The 20,200-nt window shown below is 64.0% G+C and carries 19 protein-coding genes; 10 read left to right on the forward strand and 9 right to left on the reverse strand.

Going from position 1 to position 20,200, the window contains the following annotated elements; genetic code table 11:
• Nucleotides 1-77: 77 nt before the first annotated feature.
• Nucleotides 78-1,022 carry a LysR substrate-binding domain-containing protein gene (locus ASD45_RS12395; RefSeq protein WP_056911761.1) on the forward strand — a complete coding sequence of 315 codons (945 nt, stop codon included), beginning with the start codon at nucleotides 78-80 and terminating at the stop codon, nucleotides 1,020-1,022.
• A gap of 12 nt (nucleotides 1,023-1,034) precedes the next feature.
• Here the strand turns inward: ASD45_RS12395 and ASD45_RS12400 are convergent, their stop codons facing one another.
• Nucleotides 1,035-2,207, reverse strand: a complete 1,173-nt coding sequence (locus ASD45_RS12400) for an enolase C-terminal domain-like protein (RefSeq protein WP_056911762.1) — start codon at nucleotides 2,205-2,207, stop codon at nucleotides 1,035-1,037.
• Nucleotides 2,208-2,238: 31 nt separating this feature from the next.
• Nucleotides 2,239-3,906 (reverse strand): GMC family oxidoreductase N-terminal domain-containing protein, encoded by a 1,668-nt coding sequence (locus ASD45_RS12405; protein ID WP_056911763.1) that lies wholly within the window; start codon nucleotides 3,904-3,906, stop codon nucleotides 2,239-2,241.
• 252 nt (nucleotides 3,907-4,158) lie between these two features.
• On the opposite strand from ASD45_RS12405, the gene ASD45_RS12410 reads away from it, so the two are divergent.
• From ASD45_RS12410 to ASD45_RS12450, 9 genes are all read left to right on the forward strand, one after another.
• Nucleotides 4,159-4,896 carry a cyclase family protein gene (locus ASD45_RS12410; RefSeq protein ID WP_056911764.1) on the forward strand — a complete coding sequence of 246 codons (738 nt, stop codon included), beginning with the start codon at nucleotides 4,159-4,161 and terminating at the stop codon, nucleotides 4,894-4,896.
• A gap of 205 nt (nucleotides 4,897-5,101) precedes the next feature.
• Nucleotides 5,102-5,860: an ABC transporter ATP-binding protein gene (locus ASD45_RS12415; RefSeq protein WP_056911765.1), complete on the forward strand. Its 759-nt coding sequence runs from the start codon at nucleotides 5,102-5,104 to the stop codon at nucleotides 5,858-5,860.
• Nucleotides 5,853-6,560 carry an ABC transporter ATP-binding protein gene (locus ASD45_RS12420; RefSeq protein WP_056911766.1) on the forward strand — a complete coding sequence of 236 codons (708 nt, stop codon included), beginning with the start codon at nucleotides 5,853-5,855 and terminating at the stop codon, nucleotides 6,558-6,560. Before ASD45_RS12415 ends, ASD45_RS12420 begins: the two co-directional genes overlap by 8 nt.
• Before the next feature lie 4 nt (nucleotides 6,561-6,564).
• Complete coding sequence (locus ASD45_RS12425) at nucleotides 6,565-7,449, forward strand: branched-chain amino acid ABC transporter permease (protein WP_056911767.1); 885 nt, start codon at nucleotides 6,565-6,567, stop codon at nucleotides 7,447-7,449.
• A complete protein-coding gene (locus tag ASD45_RS12430; RefSeq protein WP_056911768.1) occupies nucleotides 7,446-8,459 on the forward strand; it encodes a branched-chain amino acid ABC transporter permease in 1,014 nt (337 codons plus the stop codon). The genes ASD45_RS12425 and ASD45_RS12430 overlap by 4 nt, the downstream gene beginning before the upstream one ends.
• A complete protein-coding gene (locus ASD45_RS12435; RefSeq protein WP_056911769.1) occupies nucleotides 8,452-10,065 on the forward strand; it encodes an NAD(P)/FAD-dependent oxidoreductase in 1,614 nt (537 codons plus the stop codon). The genes ASD45_RS12430 and ASD45_RS12435 overlap by 8 nt, the downstream gene beginning before the upstream one ends.
• A 41-nt stretch (nucleotides 10,066-10,106) precedes the next feature.
• Nucleotides 10,107-10,880 (forward strand): glucose 1-dehydrogenase, encoded by a 774-nt coding sequence (locus ASD45_RS12440; protein ID WP_056911770.1) that lies wholly within the window; start codon nucleotides 10,107-10,109, stop codon nucleotides 10,878-10,880.
• Between the two features lie 76 nt (nucleotides 10,881-10,956).
• Nucleotides 10,957-12,144, forward strand: coding sequence for an ABC transporter substrate-binding protein (locus tag ASD45_RS12445; protein WP_056911771.1), 1,188 nt, complete (start codon nucleotides 10,957-10,959; stop codon nucleotides 12,142-12,144).
• A gap of 24 nt (nucleotides 12,145-12,168) precedes the next feature.
• Nucleotides 12,169-12,924 (forward strand): glucose 1-dehydrogenase, encoded by a 756-nt coding sequence (locus tag ASD45_RS12450; RefSeq protein ID WP_056911772.1) that lies wholly within the window; start codon nucleotides 12,169-12,171, stop codon nucleotides 12,922-12,924.
• 49 nt (nucleotides 12,925-12,973) lie between these two features.
• Here the strand turns inward: ASD45_RS12450 and gabT are convergent, their stop codons facing one another.
• The 7 genes from gabT to ASD45_RS12485 all read right to left on the reverse strand — a co-directional run bounded on the left by gabT (nucleotide 12,974) and on the right by ASD45_RS12485 (nucleotide 20,180).
• A complete protein-coding gene (gabT, locus tag ASD45_RS12455) occupies nucleotides 12,974-14,266 on the reverse strand; it encodes a 4-aminobutyrate--2-oxoglutarate transaminase (RefSeq protein ID WP_056911773.1) in 1,293 nt (430 codons plus the stop codon).
• A gap of 217 nt (nucleotides 14,267-14,483) precedes the next feature.
• A complete protein-coding gene (gene proX / locus ASD45_RS12460) occupies nucleotides 14,484-15,512 on the reverse strand; it encodes a glycine betaine/L-proline ABC transporter substrate-binding protein ProX (protein WP_244485339.1) in 1,029 nt (342 codons plus the stop codon).
• A 132-nt stretch (nucleotides 15,513-15,644) separates the two neighbouring features.
• Nucleotides 15,645-16,598: a proline/glycine betaine ABC transporter permease gene (locus ASD45_RS12465; protein WP_056911774.1), complete on the reverse strand. Its 954-nt coding sequence runs from the start codon at nucleotides 16,596-16,598 to the stop codon at nucleotides 15,645-15,647.
• On the reverse strand, nucleotides 16,585-17,775 hold the full coding sequence (locus ASD45_RS12470; protein ID WP_056911775.1) for a glycine betaine/L-proline ABC transporter ATP-binding protein: 1,191 nt from the start codon (nucleotides 17,773-17,775) through the stop codon (nucleotides 16,585-16,587). The genes ASD45_RS12465 and ASD45_RS12470 overlap by 14 nt, the downstream gene beginning before the upstream one ends.
• Nucleotides 17,776-17,926: 151 nt before the next feature.
• Complete coding sequence (locus tag ASD45_RS12475) at nucleotides 17,927-18,241, reverse strand: NIPSNAP family protein (RefSeq protein WP_056911776.1); 315 nt, start codon at nucleotides 18,239-18,241, stop codon at nucleotides 17,927-17,929.
• The gene (locus tag ASD45_RS12480; protein WP_244485341.1) at nucleotides 18,238-19,089 is read right to left on the reverse strand and encodes an alpha/beta hydrolase; all 852 of its coding nucleotides are present in this window, start codon (nucleotides 19,087-19,089) and stop codon (nucleotides 18,238-18,240) included. The genes ASD45_RS12475 and ASD45_RS12480 overlap by 4 nt, the downstream gene beginning before the upstream one ends.
• A gap of 2 nt (nucleotides 19,090-19,091) precedes the next feature.
• Nucleotides 19,092-20,180, reverse strand: coding sequence for an LLM class flavin-dependent oxidoreductase (locus tag ASD45_RS12485; RefSeq protein ID WP_056911777.1), 1,089 nt, complete (start codon nucleotides 20,178-20,180; stop codon nucleotides 19,092-19,094).
• Nucleotides 20,181-20,200: the final 20 nt, after the last annotated feature.

Here is a 20,200-nt window from a genome sequence, read left to right on the forward strand (position 1 = left end):
GTACTCCGGTCGCAGTATGCATTCACACAATATTCCGTTATCCTGGCATCTAGTATTTCTATAGCGAGGACCGGGCGATGAAGCTGCAGCAGCTACGTTATGTCGTGGAGATCGTGCGGCACGGCAATCATCTTTCGGCGGCTGCAGAAGCGCTCAACACATCCCAGCCCGGCGTCAGCCGTCAGATCCAGCTTCTCGAGCTGGATCTCGGCTTCGAAATTTTCCAGCGCACACGCAACAGGATCATCGGCATTACCGAGCCGGGCAAGCTGGTGCTCGCCATCGCGCAACGGGTGACGACCGACATTGCCGCCCTGCGCTCGCTCAAGAGCGACATGAATTCCGGCAACCGCGGCACGCTCACGATCGGCACGACCCACACCCAGGCCCGCTACGTCCTGCCCGCTGTCGTCGAGCGGTTCATCAAGGGCTATCCGCAGGTGCACCTGACACTGAAGCAAGGCGACCCCGAGGAGATCTGCGCCCTGGTTGAATCGGGCGATGCCGACATCGCGGTCGGTACCGAAACCATGCGCGAGTTCCCGGGTCTCGTGCAACTGCCGTGCTTCGAGCTGCCGCGGTCGATCATCGCGCCCAAGGGCCATCCGCTGCTCAGCATCCCCGAACTGACCATCGAGGAGATCGCGAAATATCCGATCATCACCTACGACACCCGCTACAGCGGCCGCTGGAAGGTGATGAAGGTGTTCAGGGATGCAGGGATCGAGCCGAAGGTCAGCCTCAGCGGCATCGACGCCGATGTCTGCAAAACCTATGTCGAGAAAGGCCTCGGCATCGCGATCCTGACGACCGTGACGTACGATCAGGAGCGCGACGTCGGTCTCTCGGCGCGCGATGCCAGCCACCTGTTCCCCGGCAGCATGATCAAGGTGTCGCTGCGGCCCAACGTCTATCTGCGGCCGTTCCTCGTCGACTTCGTCCATGCCATCGCGCCGCAGATCACCATGACGGTGCTGCGCGACGCGCTGCGCGAGGCACCGGCGCGCGCCGGCATGTACTGATCGTCAGCTTCCTCAGGCCTCGACGACGCTGGTCTGCAGCGTCATGCGCTCGAGCGCCTTTTCGTCAAGCGTGAGCCCGAGACCCGGTCCGGTCGGTACGGTGACGGCGCCGTCGCGGATCGTCATCGCGCCGTCGGCGACCAGCGGATCGGGACCCATCGTGCCGACACCGAAGATGAACTCCGCGGCGCCGAAGGTGCGCTTTGCCGGCACGGTAGCGCAGAAGTGGGCCGATGCCGCGGCCTCGAACTGCGAAGCGACAGCGAGGCCACCGCAGTTCAACTGGATGCCGTTCGCTTCGGCGATGGCCGCGATCTTGCGCGCCGGCAGCAGGCCGCCGACCTTGTAGAGCTTGATGCAGAACACATCGACCGCGCGGGCCGCAGCCAATTCGGCGGCATCCTGAATCGTGAACAGGCTCTCGTCCGCCATCACTGGCACGCCGTCGGCCTTGGCGCGGATTTCCGCCATGCCGCGGACGTCGCGCCTCAGGATGGGCTGTTCGATATAGCCGAGATTGAAGGGCCGGAAGCCCGCCATGGCGCTGATCGACTCCGCAACGGTCCAGCCCGTATTCGGATCGACACCGATCACGATGTCGTTGCCCACCGCGCGGCGCACCGCCTCGAAATTGGCGACGTCGCGCCGCCAGCCGCCCTTGCCGGCGGCCTTCAGGCACAGCACCTTGACGCCGTATTCCTCGACGGCGCGCCGCGCTTCCGCGATCATGGTCTCGACGTCATCAGCGAGGCTGACCGACCATTCGAGCGGGATCACCGGCTGGCAGCAGCCGCCGATCAACGCATGAATGGGCACACCGCGCGCCTTGCCGAGCGCATCGTGCATGGCGATGTCGAGCACGGCCCGCGCCGCCGGATTGCCGGCCAGCCGCGACGTGAGCAGTTCATCCGTCGCTTCCATGTCGCTCAGTTTGCGGCCCAGGAGCAGCGGCCCGTAGACCTCGCGGATCGCGGCAACGACGCTATGGACGGTATCGGCGACGAAGTGGCCGGGGCTGATCGGACGAATCTGGCCGCAGCCGACAACGCCATCGGCGAAGATGCGGACGAACACCGGCTTGCCGAGCAGCTGGCCGGCCGGACCCGTGTCGTAGCTGCCGCTGGAGAACGTGCGCTTCAGGCGCACGGGCATCTCAACAACGCGGATTTCGATGCGATCGATCATGTAGGTCGTTCCGTCTGCGTCGCGTCCGGCCTCATGCGGCCCGCGCCGAGGGGCTCTGCCCCCGGTTCGACCACGCATGCTTGATGATGTCGGCCGCCTTCTCGCCGAGCGCGATGGTGGGCGCGTTGGTATTCGACGACGGGATCGTCGGGAACACCGACGAGTCGGCGACACGCAGGCCATCGACACCATGCACCCGCAGCTCGGAATCGACGACGCTGTCGGATGCATCGCGGCCCATCATGCAACTGCCGACCACGTGCCAGGTCGTCTGCGTCGTTTCGCGGATGTAGTGCATCAATTGCTCGTCGGTCACGACAGCGTCACTCGGCCGCGTCTCGCGCACGATCAGCTTCTGCAGACTCGGAAACGAGGCCACCCGACGCACCGCCTTGATGCCGGCGAGCAGCACCTGCGCATCCTCGGGATTGTCGAGATACTTCGGATTGATCTTCGGGAAAGCCAGCGGATCGGGCGAGGAAATGTGCACCCAGCCGCGCGATTTCGGCTTCAGCGCCATAACGCCGACGGTGAAACCGGAATGCGGGTCGAGCCCGTCCTGCGGGCGGCGCGCATAGCGGTCCTTGCCGGAGAAGGGCTGGAGCTGAATCTTCAGGTCGGGCGACGTCTCATCCGGCCGGCTGCGCATCACGGTGTGTGCTGTGGCCGAACAGATCGACAGCAGCCCTTTGCCCTGGAACAGGTATTTCAGACCCTCGCGCACCTTGACGACGGGGCTTTGCAGCACATCGTTGATGGTGATCGGCTGGGCGCATTCGAACGTTAGCCGGGTGTTGGGATGATCCTGCAGGCCCTCGCCCACGGACGGCAGGGCACTGATCACGTCGATGCCGTTCGACTTCAGCAACTGCGGATCGCCGATGCCTGACAATTCGAGCAGCTTCGGCGACTGGATCGGCCCGGCGGAGATGATCACTTCTTTCTTCGCCAATACCTTCTGCAGGCCGCCACCACGGTGGATTTCGACGCCCGTGGCGCGTCCGCCTTCGATCAGAACCCGCGTGACTTGCGTGTCGGTCCAGACCGTCAGGTTCGTCCGCCCTTGAAACGGCCGCAGGTATCCTGCCGCCGAACTCGACCGGTAACCGCGGCGGGTCGAATACTGGAGGTAAGCGGCGCCCTCGTAGTGGCCGTCATTATAGTCTTCAACCACCGGGAAGCCGGCCTCGCGGCACGCTTCAACGTAACCGTCGGCAAGCGGGTCGAAATTCTTCAGGCTGGTCACGCCAATCGGGCCGTTCTTACCGCGCGTCGCCGGATCGCCGGGGGCGTAGCTCTCCATGCGCTTGAAGTAAGGCAGCATGTCCGCCCAGCCCCAGCCGGTGACGCCCATCTCCGACCAGGAATCGTACACCGCCGGATCGCCGCGCACATAGACATTGCCGTTGATCGAGCTCGAGCCGCCGAGCACGCGGCCGCGGGTCCACAATTGGGTGCGGTCATTCAGCGCAGTCTGCGGCTCGGTCACGAACGGCCAGGTGAATTTCGGATCCTTGAGCAGGTTCACCACCATCAGCGGGATCTTGATGTTGATGCTGTCGTCCTTGCCGCCCGCTTCGATCAGCAGCACCCGAGCGAAGTCGTCCTCGGACAATCTGTTCGCGAGGGCGCAACCCGCGGATCCGGCCCCGATCACGATGAAATCGAACTCCGCTTCGGTGGTCGCTCTGTCCGGCACTCGTTGTCCCTCTCCGCTCGAGATCGGCGCGTGGCTCGCCAGATTGTTGTTCTAGTGGCCTTTGGCCATGCCGCACAATAATGAATAGTGACGCGAAGATACGCCCAACGCATACTCAATGGCGCCCAACACCAATGCGTCGCCGATTGCATAACGCGCCGGCATCCTCACCACGGAAACAGTATTAGCTCGCCTCTTACCGAGCCTCTTAGCTAGCGGCAGCGTCGCAGCACGCAACGCGGGAGGATAACGATGTGCGAAACCTGCGCCACGAGTGGCACCGGATGGCTCGGCTGGATTCCATTGCCGGAGCGCAAAGCCGGCCAGGCGCTGGGACCGTGGACCGAACTTTCCTATCCGATCAGCCCCGACCTGCCCTGCGCTTCGATTTTTGCGCGGCCATCCCTCTCGCTGCTGCGCGAAATGCCGAAGGACCCGTTCAACGTAACGGAACTGCGCATGGTCGTTCATGCCGGGACCCACGTCGATTCCCCGCGACATTATTATCTCGACGGCCCCGCATTCGATGACATCCCGTTCGACCGGCTGAATGGGCCGGGCGTGGTGTGGCGGCTAGACCCTGGACCCGATGAGGTAATCGGTGTCGGGGATCTCGAAAAATGCCGGCCCGAGCTGCGGCCCGGCGATATCCTGGCGCTCGATACGGGCTGGGCCGGCCGGTTCGGCGACGACAGCTACGACCGGCATCCGAGCCTGTCACCCGAGGCGGCGGTCTGGCTCGCGGAGCGGCAGATCAAGATGCTCGCCTGCGACTTTGCGACGCCGGATCTTGTCTATCACCTGCGGCCCGCCGGATTTAACTGGCCGGTGCATCGCACACTGCTCAGCCGCGGCATTCTGATTTGCGAGCACCTGAGGGGACACGCGCCCCTCGCCGGCCGGTACGTCGAGTTCATGTTCGGTGCATTGCCCATCGCGGGCTCGGACGGTGCACCTGCGCGTGTGGTGGCGAGACTAGTCGAATCCTGAGTGCATCCGACTTCCAGGATACTCGCTGGTTATCATCGGGTACGAAATAGCATTGTTCCGGCGATTATCGCGTCACTAGCATCTCATTCAGCGAATTCGGCTCCCGGCCTTCCTCGTCGGTAGACCCCCAGAAAAACAGGTCTTCGGCATCCGCCGCGTGCGGAACCGAAAGAGAAAACGCTTGCGAAGGGAGGAGCGCAACCGAATGTCGGACAAGAATTACGCGTTGCAGCTCGATGGCCTGAGCAAGCGCTTCGGACACTTCCTCGCGGTCAACAATGTCAGCCTCAATGTCCGGGAGTTCGGCATCCACGGCATTATCGGACCGAATGGCGCGGGCAAGACGACGGTCTTCAATCTGCTCACCAAATTCCTGTCGCCGACCTCCGGTACCATCCGGTTTCAGGGCAAGGACATCACCGCGCTCCCGCCGGTCGCGGTCGCGCGGCAAGGGATCGTCCGCTCGTTCCAGATTTCGGCCGTCTTTCCCAATCTGACCGTGCTGCAGAACATCGAGGTGGCGCTGCAGCGCCAGGCCGGACTCGCCAGCCAGTTCTGGCGTTCACGCCAGGTGCTCGGCCGGCTGCGCGAGCGCGCCTTTGAACTGCTGCGCGCCGTCAAGCTCGAGAAATTCGCCGGCGTCGAGGCGAAGTCGCTGCCCTACGGCCGCAAGCGCACGCTCGAGATCGCCACGACGCTGGCCATGGAGCCGAAGCTGCTGCTGCTCGACGAGCCGATGGCCGGCGTCGGCCACGAGGACATCGCCAGCATCAGCGAACTGATCCGCTCGCTGGCCGATCGTCACGCCATCATCATGATCGAGCACAACCTGTCGGTGGTCGCCACGATCTGCGACCAGATCACCGTGCTGGCGCGCGGCGAGGTAATCGCCGAAGGCCCCTATGCCGAGGTGAGCAAAAATCCCGCCGTGCGCGAAGCCTATATCGGAGGCGCCGATGCGTAACCCGCCGGCGCTCGACGTTGAGAACCTGCACGCCTGGTATGGCGAGAGCCATGTTCTGCATGGGCTGTCTCTCACCGTCGGTGAAGGCGAGACCGTTGCCCTGATCGGCCGCAATGGCGTCGGCAAATCGACGCTGATGCGCTCGATTGTCGGCATCCTGCCGACCCGCAAGGGCAGCATTCGCGTCTGGGGCGCGGATGCGATCGCGACCAAGCCGCATCGCATCGCCCAGCTCGGCCTCGGCTATGTGCCGGAGGAGCGTGGCATCTACGCCTCGCTGACGGTGTATGAAAATCTCGTCCTGCCGCTGGTGCTGTCGGACCGCGGCATGAGCACCGACGAGATCTTTGAGCTGTTTCCCAATCTCAAGGAACGCCGCGCCAGCCTGGGCGGCCAGCTCTCCGGCGGCGAGCAGCAGATGCTGGCCATCGCCCGCATCCTCTATGCCGGCGCGCGGCTGATGCTGCTCGACGAGCCGACCGAGGGCCTGGCGCCGGTCATCGTGCAGAAGATCGGCGAGGTCATTCAGATCCTGAAGAAGAAGGGCATCTCGATCCTGATTGCCGAACAGAACCTGCATTTTGCGGGCCGCATCGCCGACCGCTTCTATCTCATCAACGAAGGCCGGGTGACCGCGGCGCTCGATCGCGACGAATTCCTGGCGTCGCGCGAGCGCGTCGAAGTGTCGGTCGGAGTGTGACGGCATGAACGATCTCTTCAACGCCCTCCTCCCGCAGTTCTTTCTCGGACTGGTCAACGGCTCCATCTACGCGCTGCTCAGCGTCGGCCTGACCGTGATCTTCGGCCTGCTGCGCATCGTCAATTTCGTTCACGGCGCCCAGTTCATGGTCGGCGCCTTCCTGTCATACCTGCTGCTCGTCTATTTCGGCATCGGCTTCTGGTGGTCGCTGGTCATCGCGCCGCTGGTCGTCGGCCTCGCCTCCGCAGCCATCGAGCGCACGATGATCTCGCGCCTCTACAACATCGACCACATGTACGGGCTGCTGTTCACTTTGGGGCTGACGCTCGTCCTCGAAGGGCTGTTCCGCTACTGGTTCGGCTCGGCCGGCCGCGCCTATGTGGTGCCGGAATCGCTGTCCGGTGTCGTCAATCTCGGCTTCATGTATTTCCCGCGCTACCGGCTGTTCGTCGTGGTCGCGTCCGTGGTGCTGTGCCTCGGCACCTGGCTGCTGATCGAGCGGACCCGCGCCGGCTCCTATCTCAGGGCCGCGCATGAAAATCCGCAGTTGCTGCGCACCTTCGGCATCAACGTGTCGCTGCTGCTGACCGCGACCTACGCCTTCGGCGCGGCGCTTGCCGCCGTCGCCGGCACACTCGCGGCGCCGATCTACCAGGTCGGCCCCTTCATGGGCACGCATATCATGGTGGTCGTGTTTGCGATCGTCGTTATCGGCGGCATGGGATCGGTTAAGGGCACCATCGCCGCCTCGTTCCTGCTCGGCATCGCCGAGACCGTGACCAAGATTGCCTTCCCGCAAGCCGCCAGCATGGCCGTTTTCGTCATCATGGCGGCGCTGCTCGTGCTTCGGCCCGAAGGCCTGTTCGGCCGCCAGGAGTCGACGCGATGACCACGACCTTCGAGCCGAACACGATCACGACAACGCCGAAGCGCACGACGACCATCTCCCGGCGTCTGCCGGCCGTGGGAGTCGTGGCATTGCTGATCCTGGCGCTGGTCGCGCCTTACTACTTCTATCCCTTCCTGCTGATGAAGCTGATGTGCATGGCGCTGATGGCGGCGTCGTTCAACCTGCTGTTCGGTTATGGCGGCATGCTGTCATTCGGCCATGCCGCCTTCATCGGCAGCGCCGCCTATATCGCCGGCTACGCCGCCAAGGAAATGCACCTGTCGCCGATCCTCGCCATCATTCTCGGCATGGCGGCGGCCACGGTGGTCGGCTGGCTGTTCGGCCTTGTCGCCATCCGCCGACGCGGCATCCAGTTCGCGATGATCACGCTGGCGCTCGCCCAATTGGTCTACTTCATTTTCCTGCAGGCGCCGTTCACCCACGGCGAAGACGGCCTGCAGGACATTCCACGCGGCACCGTGCTCGGCTTCCTCAATCTGGGGAACAGCCTGACGATGTACTATTTCATCCTCGCCTTCACGGTCGCGGGCTTCCTGTTCGTCTACCGGATGGTCAACTCGCCCTTCGGCCAGGTTGTCATCGCCATCCGCGACAACGAAGCGCGCGCCACCTCCCTCGGCTACAATGTCCACGGCTACAAGCTCGCCGTGCTGATGATCGCGGCGGCGATCGCCGGCCTCGGCGGCGCCCTCAAGGCGTTGCTGTTCCAGATCGCCACGCTGAATGACGCCACCTATCTCGCCTCGACCGAAGTCGTGATCGTCGCCGTCGTCGGCGGCATCGGCACCATGGTCGGCCCGATCGCCGGAGCGGCGGCGGTGGTCGGGCTCGACTGGTTCTTCGCCGAGAGCGAATTCCCGGTGATGGTCATTAATGGCCTCGTCTTCATGGCCTGCGTGCTCCTGTTCCGACAGGGCATCGTCGGCACAATCGCGGCCGCGTTCGAGAAGCGGCGCGCGCAAGGCACAGAGGAATCCAAGGATGCTTGAGGCGGAAAGTAGCGCGTCGACCCACGACGCGGTCGTCGTTGGGGCGGGCTTCGCGGGCCTATACGCGCTCCAGCGGCTGAGGAACCTCGGGCTTTCCACGGTCGTCCTCGAACGCGGCGACGACATCGGTGGCACCTGGTTCTGGAACCGCTATCCCGGCGCGCGCTGCGACGTCGAGAGTCTGCAGTACTCGTACTCCTTCTCCGACGAGCTGCAGCAGGAATGGAGCTGGTCCGAGCGCTTCGCCAGCCAGGGCGAGATCCTCCGCTACATCAACTACGTTGCCGATCGCTTCGATCTGCGCCGCGACATCACGCTGAACACGTCCGTCGTCCGTGCGCACTACGACGACGCATCGGCTATGTGGGATATCGCGAGCGCCGACGGCCGCGTCTATCGCGCGCGCTACGTGGTGTTCGCCACCGGCTGTCTGTCGGTGCCGGTCGAGCCTGAGATCAATGGTCTCGATGCCTTTCAGGGCCGCATCCTGCGCACCTCCACCTGGCCGAAAGAGGGTGTCGATTTCGCCGGCAAGCGCGTCGCCATCATCGGCACGGGGTCGTCGGGCATCCAGTGCACGCCGGTGATCGCCGAGCAGGCCGACCATCTGTTCGTCCTTCAGCGGACGCCGAACTATTCGGTGCCCGGCCGCAACCAGCCGATGGATCCGGACTTCGAGAGCGACTGGAAGAAGAATTACCGCGAGCATCGTCTGGCGGCACTCGCCACCCGCAGCAACAACCTGTTCAACGCCGGCACCGTGCCGGGACGGCAGGTCTCGTTCGAGGAGCGCGAACGCGAGTTCGAGCGCCGCTGGCAGGTTGGTGGACTGGGCTTCGTTTACGCCTATCCCGACATGACGTCCGATCCCGAGGTGAACAAGCACGCGACCGATTTCGTGCACCGCAAGATCGCCGAGAAGGTCAAGAAGCCGGAAGTCGCCGCTCGGCTTGTTCCCAGCGAGTATCCGATCGGCGGCCGGCGACTCTGCGTGGACAACGGCTACTACGAAACATTCAACCGCGACAATGTGACGTTGATCGACCTGCGCACCGAGCCCCTGCTCGGCATGACGCGCGACGGGTTCCGCACCGCAGGTGGTGAACACGTAATCGACATGCTGGTGCTCGCCACCGGCTTCGACGCCTTCACCGGCGCGCTGAGCCGCATCGACGTGCGCGGCCGCAACGGCCTGTCGCTGAACGACAAGTGGGCCGACGGTCCCGACACTTACCTGGGGATCTGCGTCAGCGGCTTCCCGAACTTGTTCATGATCACCGGGCCCGGCAGCCCATCGGTGCTGTCCAATGTGGTGCTCGCCATCGAGATGCACGTCAACTGGATCGCCGATTGCGTCGCACATGCGCGCGCCCGGCAGGCGCGCGTCATCGAGGCAAACACAGATGCCGAAGTCGAGTGGGTCGACAAGGTCGCGGCGCTCGCCCAAGGCACGCTGATCAGCAAAACCAAGTCCTGGTACACCGGCGCCAATGTCGCCGGGAAGACCAGCAAGTACTTCTTATACATGGGCGGCACCCCGGCCTACATGCGCGAACTGCAGCAGGCCGGCCCCGACAACGATTGTCCGGGCCTCAGCATCGCCTGAAGCCAAACGGAAGACGACGGCACGACACAGGGGATTGAATAGTGAGCACGGACGAGAAGGTAGCGGTTATCACGGGAGCAGCGAACGGCATCGGCTGGGCCCTCGCCCAGACGTTTGCGCGCGCCCGCTATGCCGTCTGCGTGCTCGATCTCGACGCCACTACGGCCAAACGGCGGGCGGATGAACTGGCGGGCAACCACGATGGCTTCGGATGCGACGTGTCGGACGAAGCCCAGGTCGATCGGGCCTTCGCCGCAGTCCACGAGCGTTACGGCCGGCTCGATGTGCTGGTCAACAATGCCGGCATCGTCGGTTCGCAGGAGGCATCGATTGCCCAGGACATGGTGTATTTCGATCGCATCACCAAGGTCATCATCAACGGCACTTTTCTCTGCTCGCGCGCCGCGTTCCATCCGATGGCGGCGCAGAAAAGCGGCGCCATTGTCAATGTCGGCTCGATCGCCGGTCTCACAGGACTGCCGCGCCGAAATGCGTACGGCGCCGCGAAGGCCGGCGTCCATTCGCTCACCCGCGCGCTCGCATCCGAATGGGCGCAATACGGCATCCGGGTCAACGCCGTCGCGCCGGGTTACATCGCCACCTCGATGGTGCAGGGCCTTGTCGATCAGGGAAAGGTCGACAGCGCACGGTTGTGCCGCCGCATCCCGATGGGACGGCTGGGGACTCCAGAGGACGTTGCCGACCCGATCCTGTTTCTCGCCTCCGACGCAGCCCGCTACGTGACCGGGGTGACGCTGTCGGTCGATGGAGGATGGGCGGCGTTCGGCGACGCCGGTAACGCTTCGGAACAATAACAGCCAACAATCGGCTGAACGCTCGAGAAGGTTCGCCAGACCCGGCGCGCCATCGAAAAGGGAGGCAGGAGGGAACATGATCAGGAAAACAGCGGCGGCACTCGCGGTGCTGGCGGCGTTGACGGGTCCGCTGATGGCGGACGAGAACACGATCCGCATCGGCGTGCTCACCGATATGAGCGGACCGTTCGCGGATATCGTCGGCCAGGGCGCGGTCGAGTCCGTGCGCCTCGCGGTCAGCGACGCCGGCGGCAAGGTCAATAACAAGCCGATCGAAGTCATCTTCGCCGATCACCAGAACAAGCCGGACGTCGCTTTGAGCATCTTGCGGCAATGGTACGAAGAGCGCGGCGTCGATGTTGCGATGGAATTCACGACCTCGACGGTCGGCCTCGCCGCCCAGGCCCTGACGCGCAGCGCCAACAAGGTCGCCCTGCCCCTCGGCCCGGCGACGTCAGATCTCTACGGCGCCAAGTGCTCGCCGAACAGCGTCGTCTGGGGCATGGACAATTACGCCTTCGGCAACGCCGCTCCCAAGGTCGTCGTCAAGCGCGGTGGCGACAAGTGGTTCCTGCTGGTCACCGACTACACCTTCGGCCATCAGTTGCAGGAGCTGGTCACCAATCTGGTGACCTCGGAAGGCGGCAAGGTGGTCGGCGCGGTCAGACACCCGCTCGGCACGCCCGACTTTTCGACTTACCTGCTGCAGGCGCAATCGCTGGGCGCCAATGTCATCGCCTTCATCAACTCGGGCAATGACATGTCGACGTCGATCAAACAGGCCCGCGAGTTCGGCCTGAATACGAAAATGCAGTTCGTCGCTCCCGCCTTCCAGATTCCGAATGCGCTGGCGCTCGGCCTGACAGTCGGCCAGGGCGTCATCGTCACCAACAGCGTCTATTGGGACCAGTCGGATGTCACGCGGGCATTCTCGAAGCGCTTCATGGAGAAGATGAAGAAAGTGCCGAGCGAAAACCAGTTCATGGCCTATGCCGCCGTCCAGCATTACCTGAAGGCCGTCGGCCAGATGAAGTCGCACACCGACGGCAAAGCGGTTGTCGAACAGATGAAGAAGATGCCGGTGTCCGAACTGGACTTCAAGGGTCGCATCCGCAAGGACGGTCGCGTGATCTACGACCTCAACATCGCCTCGGTGAAGGCTCCCGCCGAATCCAGCGGCCCGTTCGACGTCTACAAGTTGACCGGAAAGGTACCGGGTGACGAAGGCTTCGTTCCCGAAGACAAGACCGGCTGTACTTTCTAGTCACGTATCGAAGGGTAGGATCGCATGGGGCGTCTCTCGGATAAAGTCGCGATCATCACGGGCGCGGCGGGCGGCATCGGCTCCGCCGCGGCGAGACGGTTCGTCGACGAAGGAGCCAAAGTGCTCCTCGTCGATCGCGACGAAGGCGCCCTGCAGCAGGCGACGACGGCCCTCCCCTCGGACCGGGTGGGTTTCGTCGTCGCCGACGTCACCGACGAGGCGGCGATGCACAAGGTCGCGGCCGAGGCCAAGCGTCGTTTCGGCCGCGTCGATATCGCGCTCCTGAATGCCGGGATCGAGGGCGCCATCGGAAAGATCGATGCGCTTCCGGTCTCGGCCTTCGACCAGGTCATGGCGGTGAACGTTCGCAGCGTCTGGCTGGGCCTCGCCGCGCTGATGCCGGCGATGCGGACGACGGGTGGCGGCAGCATCGTCATCACCTCCTCCGTCGCCGGCCTGCGCGGCTCGTCGATGCTCGCTGCCTATAGTGCGAGCAAGCATGCCGTCGTCGGCCTCATGCGCTCGGCGGCACTTGAAGGCGCCGCCGATAATATCCGCGTCAACACGGTTAACCCGGCGCAGACGCGGACGCGAATGATGGCGGCCATCGACGAAGCGATGGTGGCGGCCGGCCGGCCCGGGAATTCGACCGCGCGCATACCGCTCGCCCGCTACGCCGAGCCTGCCGACGTCGTCGACATGATGCTGTTCCTCGCCAGCGACGACAGCCGCTTCTGTACCGGCGCGACCTATCTGGTCGACGGCGGGGCGATGGCCTGAGCTGTAAGAAGTGGCGGCCCACTCGCCCGCCTACGGCGCGGCGTAACTTCTATCGCGTCGTCGCCTTGAGCGCGCCCTCGAGAATATCCAGCGCCGCGGCCAGATCGGCATCCGATGTGACGAGCGGCGCCAGGAAACGCACGATGTTCCTGTGCACGCCGCACTTGATCACCAGCAGTCCATCCTCGCGCGCCTTGTCGAGCACCTTCTGCGCGGTGTCGGCATCGGACGTCTTGCTGGCCTTGTCAGTGACGAATTCGATGGCGCGCATGAAGCCCAGGCCGCGCACCGTGCCAATCGCCGGATAGGCGGCAGCCAGCCGCTCCAGGCCGGCGCCGAGCTGCTCGCCGAGCGCCGCCGCTCGTTCGCACAGACCATCCAGTTCGAAGGCATCCAGCACACCGTGCGCGGCAGCGCAGGCGAGCGCGTTGCCGCCATAGGTGCCGCCGAGACCGCCGGGCAGCGGTGCATCCATGATCGCGGTGCGGCCAACGACGCCGGACAATGGCAAGCCACCGGCGAGGCTTTTCGCCACCGTCACGAGATCAGGCTGAATGCCGGAATGCTCGAAGCCGAACAGCTTGCCGGTGCGGCCGAAGCCGGTCTGGATTTCGTCGGCGATCAGCACGATGCCGTGACGCTCTGTCAGTTGGCGCAGGGCCTGCATGAAGGACGGCGGCGCCGGCAGAAAACCGCCGTCGCCCTGCACCGGCTCGATGATGATGGCAGCAACGCGGTCGGGTGCGATCTGGGTCGCGAACAGCTCATCGAGCGCGGCCAGCGCATCGTCCACTGACACGCCGCGATAATCGTCCGGAAACGGCGTGTGATGGATGTCGCCGGCGAAGGGACCGAAGTTCTGCTTGTATGGCTGGCTCATGCCGGTGAGCGAAACACCGAGCAAAGTGCGGCCATGGAAGCCGCCGCGGAAAGCGGCGATGCCGCTGCGGTTGGTATGGCCGCGCGCAATCTTGATCGCGTTCTCGACCGCTTCGGCGCCGGACGTCAGAAAGATGCTCTTGTAGGATTCGCCTTTGCCGACGAGCAGGTTCAGCCGCTCGGCCAGCGCGATATAGGGCTCATAAGCCGCGACCTGAAATGCCGTGTGGCTGACCTTGGTGAGCTGATCGGTGACAGCAGCAACAACGCGAGGATGGTTATGCCCGACATTCAGGACGCCGATACCGCCGACGAAATCGAGGTACCGTCGCCCCTCGACATCCCAGATATGGGCGCCTTGCGCGCGCGCCACGACGATGGGATGAGCGGTGACGACACCGCGCGGCACGTTGTGCTCGCGCCGCGTCAGAAATTCGCCATTGGTCTTTGCCGCATTCAGCATGGTGGCAGTCCTCACGTCGCCGATTGATGTCGGACACTGTATGAGGAAGCCTCGATCACGATTGCCGAGCCCACCAGCCGGACGGCATCTTTGCCCGTATGCGCCTCCCCTCGCCGCAGCGAATGCTGCAGATGGCGCGCGCCGGCTCGCCGCCAAAGAAAAAGGCGAGGCCGGAAACCGGCCTCGCCTCGGACGTAAGGCTTGCTGAAACGCCGGCTTATTTCGCCGCGCCCCCCGCCGCAACCCAGCTGTCGAGCTGTGTCTTGTGACCGGCGATCCACTCGTCAGCCATCTGCTTGATCAGCGCGTTGTTACCGCGGTTCTTGTTGATGTTGAATTCCCACTCCGACCAGGTCTCGAGCGGAAACTTGATGTTCTCGACGAGCACCTTCACGGCCGGATTGGCAGCGACGAACTTCTTGTTGGCGACCGCGCCCCAATTCCAGGACGCCATGGCCATGCGGCAAGGATCGGCGCCGCCGGCGCAGCCCTTCACGCCTTTGACCAGAGCCGAGCCTTTGTTCGGCACGGATGGCGGCAGCGCGTCTTCCGGCGTCGGTAGCCAGACGACATCCTTGCCGGGAACGAGCGCGTTGTTCACCCAGGACGGGCTCCAGGCGTAGAAGAAGGCCGGCTCGCCGCGCTTGACCCGCGCGACCGTCTCGACCATCAGCGCTTCGTACTTGCCGCGGACGGACTTCACCGTGTCCTTGAGGCCGAACTTGTTGAGCTGGAAGTCGACCACGTCGCCGCAGCTCCAGCCCGGATCGCAGTTGATGAGATCGGCCTTGCCGTCCTTGCCGAACAGCGCCGCGATCTTGGGATCCTTCATTTGAATCAGCGTGGTGATGTTGTGCGCGTCGGCGGTCTTCTTGTCGATCAGGTAACCGTTGATGCCGCCGCCGACGATCAATCCGGTGCCGATGATCTCGGCATCCTTCTCGACCGCGCGGAAGCCCGGTTCACGTTGCGGGAAATTGACGTCGGTGGCGAGATCGAGATCGCCCTGAGCCGCCGCCTGGAAGAACAGCGTTGTATTCACCGTGCTGAGCTTGACGTCGTAGCCGAGCTCCTTCAGCGCCGCCATGACGATCTGCGCGGTGACGTAATTGGCGCCGAGACTGTCGCCTTGGGCGAAACGGACCGTTTTGCCCTTGCCTGGCAAATCCTGCGCCGTCGAGGGCAGCGCCGCGAAGGCTAGCACGCCGGCAGCGACAGCCGCTGTCAGCATCTTCAATTTCATCATGGCCTTTTCTCCTTGTTGTCGACCCGTGCTGGTCAATTCGTTAATTCCCCTCCCGCCCTGCGACGGGTCTCAATCAACCGGAGCGCCGGCGCCATCCGGCATTGCCTTCGTGCGCCAGGCCAACCGGATTCCTCAGAGCGCCTCCTTGGCCTGCGGGCCTACCGCGACCGTCTCATCGGGACGTTCGCCGCGGAATACGCGTCCTACCGTGCGGAAAAGCGAGACCCGCTCCGTCGGGCGGCCGCTCTTTGTCGGCGTCGCGAGCTGCTGCGTGATCCGGTCCAGCATCATGGCGAGCAAGACGATAGCGATGCCGCCCACGGCAGCGCGGCCGACATCGAGCCGGCCGAGACCCTGCAGGACGACGAGGCCGAGGCCTTCCGCGCCGATCATCGCGACGACCACCGACAACACCATCGCCGTCAGCACGGTCTGATTAAGCCCACCAAGAATGGTCGGGATGGCCAGCGGCAGTTGGATTTCGAACAGCAGTTGGCGACGGTCCGCGCCGAACGCGAGGCCGGCCTCGACGATCTCGCGCTCGACCATCCGGATGCCGAGATTGGTGAAGCGGATCAACGGCGGCGCCGCCGCGGTCACGACCGCGACCTCTCCCGGCACCGTGCCGACGCCGAACAGCATGACGACGGGCACGAGATAGACGAAGCTGGGCGTCGTCTGCATGATATCGAGAATGGGCCGCACGACGTTCCAGACCCGGTCGCTGCGCGCGCACCAGATGCCGATCGGGATGCCAACCACCGCGCAGAAGACGATCGCGGTCGAGATCAACGACAGCGTCGTCATCGCCTCATTCCAGACGCCCAACATGGCGATGACGATCAGCGATACGGCGCTGAACGCCGCGATTCCCAACGTTGATAGCCGCCACGCAAGCAGGAAGAAGCCGACCACGAAGATCGGGAAATGAACGGCATGGAATAGCCAATCGTTCAGTCCGAGCAGGCTCTCGACCGGCCATTTGATGGCGAGGAAGATCGGGCGGAGATTGAGCGCCACCCAGCTAACGCCTTGCTGAATCCAGAGGTCGATCGGAAAGACGGCGAGATCGTCAGCTTTGAACATGGCGCTCTCCGGTGACGGTCTGGGGGGCAGTGGAGGCGATGCGGGCCAGAATGTCGTCGGCACCGAGCGAGCCGATGAAACGCCCTTCGTCGTCAACGACCGCGATCGGCCGCCCGTCGCGGTAGCTGCGGGCCACCTCGATCAGTTTGGCACCCGGCGGCACACTGACGTAATCCGTGCTGAGCGTGCCGACTTCGCCGCTGGCCCGCGCACGGCCGAGTTCGATCGCGTCCAGCACGCCGAGCACCTTGCCGTTGCCGTCCAGCATGAAGCCGAAGCCGCCGGCCTCGCTGACCAGAGTGCCCTGCTCCGACTGCAGCACAGGTTCGGCGGGCCGCATCGCCAGACGCGCGTCAAAAAGACGAGAGCGGTCGATCTCCCGCGTGAACGCAGCGACATAGTCGCTGCCGGGTTCGAGCACGATCGATTGCGGCGTGCCGTCGCGAACCACTTCGCCTTCGGACATGATGGCGATGCGGGTACCGAGCTTCAGCGCCTCCTGGAAATCGTGAGTGATGAACAGGATCGTCTTGTTTAGTGTGCGCTGAAGGCGCAGCAACTCATCCTGCATCTCGGTACGGATCAGCGGATCGAGCGCGCTGAAGGCTTCGTCCATGATGAGGATATCGGCGTCGGTCGCAAGTGCGCGGGCCAGGCCGACGCGCTGGCGCATGCCGCCCGATAGTTCATGGGGGTAATGATAGCCCCAGCGCGCGAGGCCGACGACCGACAGCACCTCCTCGGCGCGGCGGCGGCGCTCCGCTGCAGCAACGCCGCGCAGCTTGAGGCCGAATTCGACATTCTCGATCACGCGCTTGTTGGGCAGAAGCGCGAAGTGCTGGAAGACCATCGAGATGCGGGTCCGGCGGACCTCACGCAACTCTGCCTCGCCAAGCGGAACGATATCGCGTCCATCGAGCAGCACCTGACCCGCGCTCGGTTCGTTCAGACGATTGATGCAACGCGCGAAGGTCGACTTGCCCGAACCGGACAGGCCCATGATCATGTACACGGCGCCTTGAGGCACGCTCAGTGAAACATTATTGAGGCCGACGACAACGCCAAGCTTTTCAAAGATCTCGCTCTTGCCTCTGCCCTTGGCCAGCATCGCCAACGCGGGTCCCGGCGTGCTGGAGAACACCTTGAACAGGTTCTTGATCTCCAGTCGTTCAGTCATGTCCAGACCCCAGTTCTCGGCGCCGATTCAACCGGGCATGATCGATCCGGCCCCCCGATGAGTTAAGAAGCGGCCGAAAGTATCGTCTTCCTCTGATCCAAAGCACCATCAAAACAATCCCTCGCCCATCCGGAGGAAACTCGCAGTCCCGTCAGCGTAGCGGCGAAAAGTCAGTCGGCAGAAGAATCCGGTTCTCCGCCTGCTCGATGTTTTCCGAAAGCTTGGGCAGGAAGGCCTGCCAGCTCGCGTTTTCCGCAAGCAGTTGGCGCCGGCGCGTCCTGTCCTCGAAATCGGCATAAGCCCAGAGATGCGTCACCTGACTGAGCTGACCAATCTCGCTGGTAAAATAGCCGATGAGATGACCGAGGATCGGCTGCTGAATCGCCAGGCCCTCCTCACGCACCAGTTGCAGATAGCGGCCCATTCGGCCGTTGCGGATACGGTAGATGCGCTCTTCAACGATCATGCGGATGCCCTTCGGGTGCGGTCATCGAGGAAGTCACCCATCAGTTCGGCGACCAGCGCAGGCGCTTCCATCAGGATCGAGTGGCGAAGCCCGGACAGGATGCGCAGTTGCGAGCCACTGATGCGCTCATGCATGTAGAGTGCCATGCGCGGATTGGAGCCGGCGTCATGCTCGCCGGTGGCAATCAGCACCGGCACGCGGATCTGATCGAGCAGGCCGCCGAAATCCGTCTGCGCCAGAACACGATAGGCCGCCGCGTAGCAATCCGGATCGTTCTCGGTGTTGCGTTGCCGCAGCCTGGCGATGATCTCCGGGTTTTTCGCCTGGAATTCCTCCGTCAACCAGCGCGACAGCGACGCATCGTAATGCGCGCCGCGGTCGCCGGCTTGCAGCGCCGCCAGGCGGACGGCGACGCGCTCGCGCTCGTCATCGGTGCGCCCGGCGACGGTGGCCAGTAAAACCAGGCGCCTCAGGCGCTCCTGGTGCGTCAGCGCCAGGCGCTGCGCGATCAGGCCGCCCAGTGAGAAGCCGGCAAGATTGAAGGTATCGAACCCCACATGATCCGCCAGCGCCAGCACATCGCCAACGAAATCGTCGATCTCGTAGCGGCCCCGCACCTTCGTTGACCGGCCGTGGCCGCGCAGATCGAACGTCAGGATACGGAAGCGATCGGAAAGACGCTCGGCCACACCGTCCCAGGCTTCCAGATAAGAGCCGACGCCGTGAATGCAGATCAGCGGTTCGCCTTGCCCCACGACGCGGTAGTTCAACGACACGCCCTTATTGTCCAGGCTTCCGTTCTCGGTAGCCGGCCTCGCGGTCGTGGCGCTCGGGGTCGCAGACATCATGCTCACTGTCCCACGGCGGCCAGGCGCGATGGAGCCGCCATCTCGCGCTCGCGGGCGGCGAAGTGCGGCATCACCTCGTCGATGAAAAGGCGCAGCGTCTTGACCTGCAGTTCGAACGGCAGGTTGAACGACAGCCCCAATGCGAACTGGTCGACGCCGGCATCCTCATAGACCTGCAGCTTGCGGATGATCTCGTCGGGTGTACCGAACATCAGGTTGTCGTGCACAGCCTGCGGGTTGTAGTTGTCGCGGTTGGTGACGATGCCCATCGGCACGGCCTCGGGAAAGCCGTTGTTCACGCCGCCGAGATTCTGCATCAGGTTCTCGAAGTAGCGGCCGTAATCGACCGAGTGCCGCACCGCCAGTTCCCAATCCTGCTTGCGATCGTAAACACAGGTGCGCCGCTGCATCATCAGGCGTGGCCGCGGCCGCTCCGGATGATCGGCCACCGCCTTGCGGAATTTCTCGCCGAGCACGCCGACTTCGGCCGGCGGCGACGACAGCGGCGTTGACAAGATGTTGGCGCCGATGCCGACGGCCCAGTCGAAGGTGCCGGGATCGCGCGCTGCGACCCAGATCGCCGGATGCGGCTGCTGCAGCGGCTTCGGCACCGAAGTCGCCAGCGGAAATTTCCAGTAGTGGCCGTCATGGGCGTAGTCGCCGGCCCAGAGCTTCTGCACCGCAGGCACCAGCTCCTTCATGAAGGCGACGCCTTCCTGCTGCGGGATGCCGCCGGCCATGCGGTCGAATTCGTACTGATAGGCGCCGCGGGCGATGCCGAATTCAAGCCGGCCGCCGGTGAGATGATCGCAAAACGCGGCTTCCCCCGCGAGCCGGATCGGCGACCAATAGGGCGCAACGATCGTCGCGGTGCCGAGACGGATGCGATCGGTATGCTGCGCAATCCAGGTCAGCGTCTGGAACGGGTTCGGCGAAATCGTACATTCGATCGTGTGATGCTCGGCGGTCCACAGCGTCTCGAAGCCGCCCTCATCGGCGATCTTCGCCAGGGCAAGAAAATTCTTGACGGCCTCTTGCATGGAATCCTGCGGCGAGAACCGTTCCATGGCGATCGAGACGGCGAATTTCACGATGCTTCTCCATTCCAGTT

Origin of the sequence: Pseudolabrys sp. Root1462 (assembly GCF_001426945.1) — a bacterium.
Classification (GTDB): domain Bacteria; phylum Pseudomonadota; class Alphaproteobacteria; order Rhizobiales; family Xanthobacteraceae; genus Pseudolabrys.

Bases quoted from the DNA above. Each gene is read 5' to 3' on its own strand.
- ASD45_RS12395 (WP_056911761.1), top strand. From the start codon at position 78: ATGAAGCTGCAGCAGCTACGTTATGTCGTGGAGATCGTGCGGCACGGC.
- ASD45_RS12400 (WP_056911762.1), bottom strand. From the start codon at position 2,207: ATGATCGATCGCATCGAAATCCGCGTTGTTGAGATGCCCGTGCGCCTG.
- ASD45_RS12410 (WP_056911764.1), top strand. From the start codon at position 4,159: ATGTGCGAAACCTGCGCCACGAGTGGCACCGGATGGCTCGGCTGGATT.
- ASD45_RS12415 (WP_056911765.1), top strand. From the start codon at position 5,102: ATGTCGGACAAGAATTACGCGTTGCAGCTCGATGGCCTGAGCAAGCGC.
- ASD45_RS12420 (WP_056911766.1), top strand. From the start codon at position 5,853: ATGCGTAACCCGCCGGCGCTCGACGTTGAGAACCTGCACGCCTGGTAT.
- ASD45_RS12425 (WP_056911767.1), top strand. From the start codon at position 6,565: ATGAACGATCTCTTCAACGCCCTCCTCCCGCAGTTCTTTCTCGGACTG.
- ASD45_RS12430 (WP_056911768.1), top strand. From the start codon at position 7,446: ATGACCACGACCTTCGAGCCGAACACGATCACGACAACGCCGAAGCGC.
- ASD45_RS12435 (WP_056911769.1), top strand. From the start codon at position 8,452: ATGCTTGAGGCGGAAAGTAGCGCGTCGACCCACGACGCGGTCGTCGTT.
- ASD45_RS12445 (WP_056911771.1), top strand. From the start codon at position 10,957: ATGATCAGGAAAACAGCGGCGGCACTCGCGGTGCTGGCGGCGTTGACG.
- ASD45_RS12450 (WP_056911772.1), top strand. From the start codon at position 12,169: ATGGGGCGTCTCTCGGATAAAGTCGCGATCATCACGGGCGCGGCGGGC.
- gabT (WP_056911773.1), bottom strand. From the start codon at position 14,266: ATGCTGAATGCGGCAAAGACCAATGGCGAATTTCTGACGCGGCGCGAG.
- proX (WP_244485339.1), bottom strand. From the start codon at position 15,512: ATGATGAAATTGAAGATGCTGACAGCGGCTGTCGCTGCCGGCGTGCTA.
- ASD45_RS12465 (WP_056911774.1), bottom strand. From the start codon at position 16,598: ATGTTCAAAGCTGACGATCTCGCCGTCTTTCCGATCGACCTCTGGATT.
- ASD45_RS12470 (WP_056911775.1), bottom strand. From the start codon at position 17,775: ATGACTGAACGACTGGAGATCAAGAACCTGTTCAAGGTGTTCTCCAGC.
- ASD45_RS12475 (WP_056911776.1), bottom strand. From the start codon at position 18,241: ATGATCGTTGAAGAGCGCATCTACCGTATCCGCAACGGCCGAATGGGC.
- ASD45_RS12480 (WP_244485341.1), bottom strand. From the start codon at position 19,089: ATGATGTCTGCGACCCCGAGCGCCACGACCGCGAGGCCGGCTACCGAG.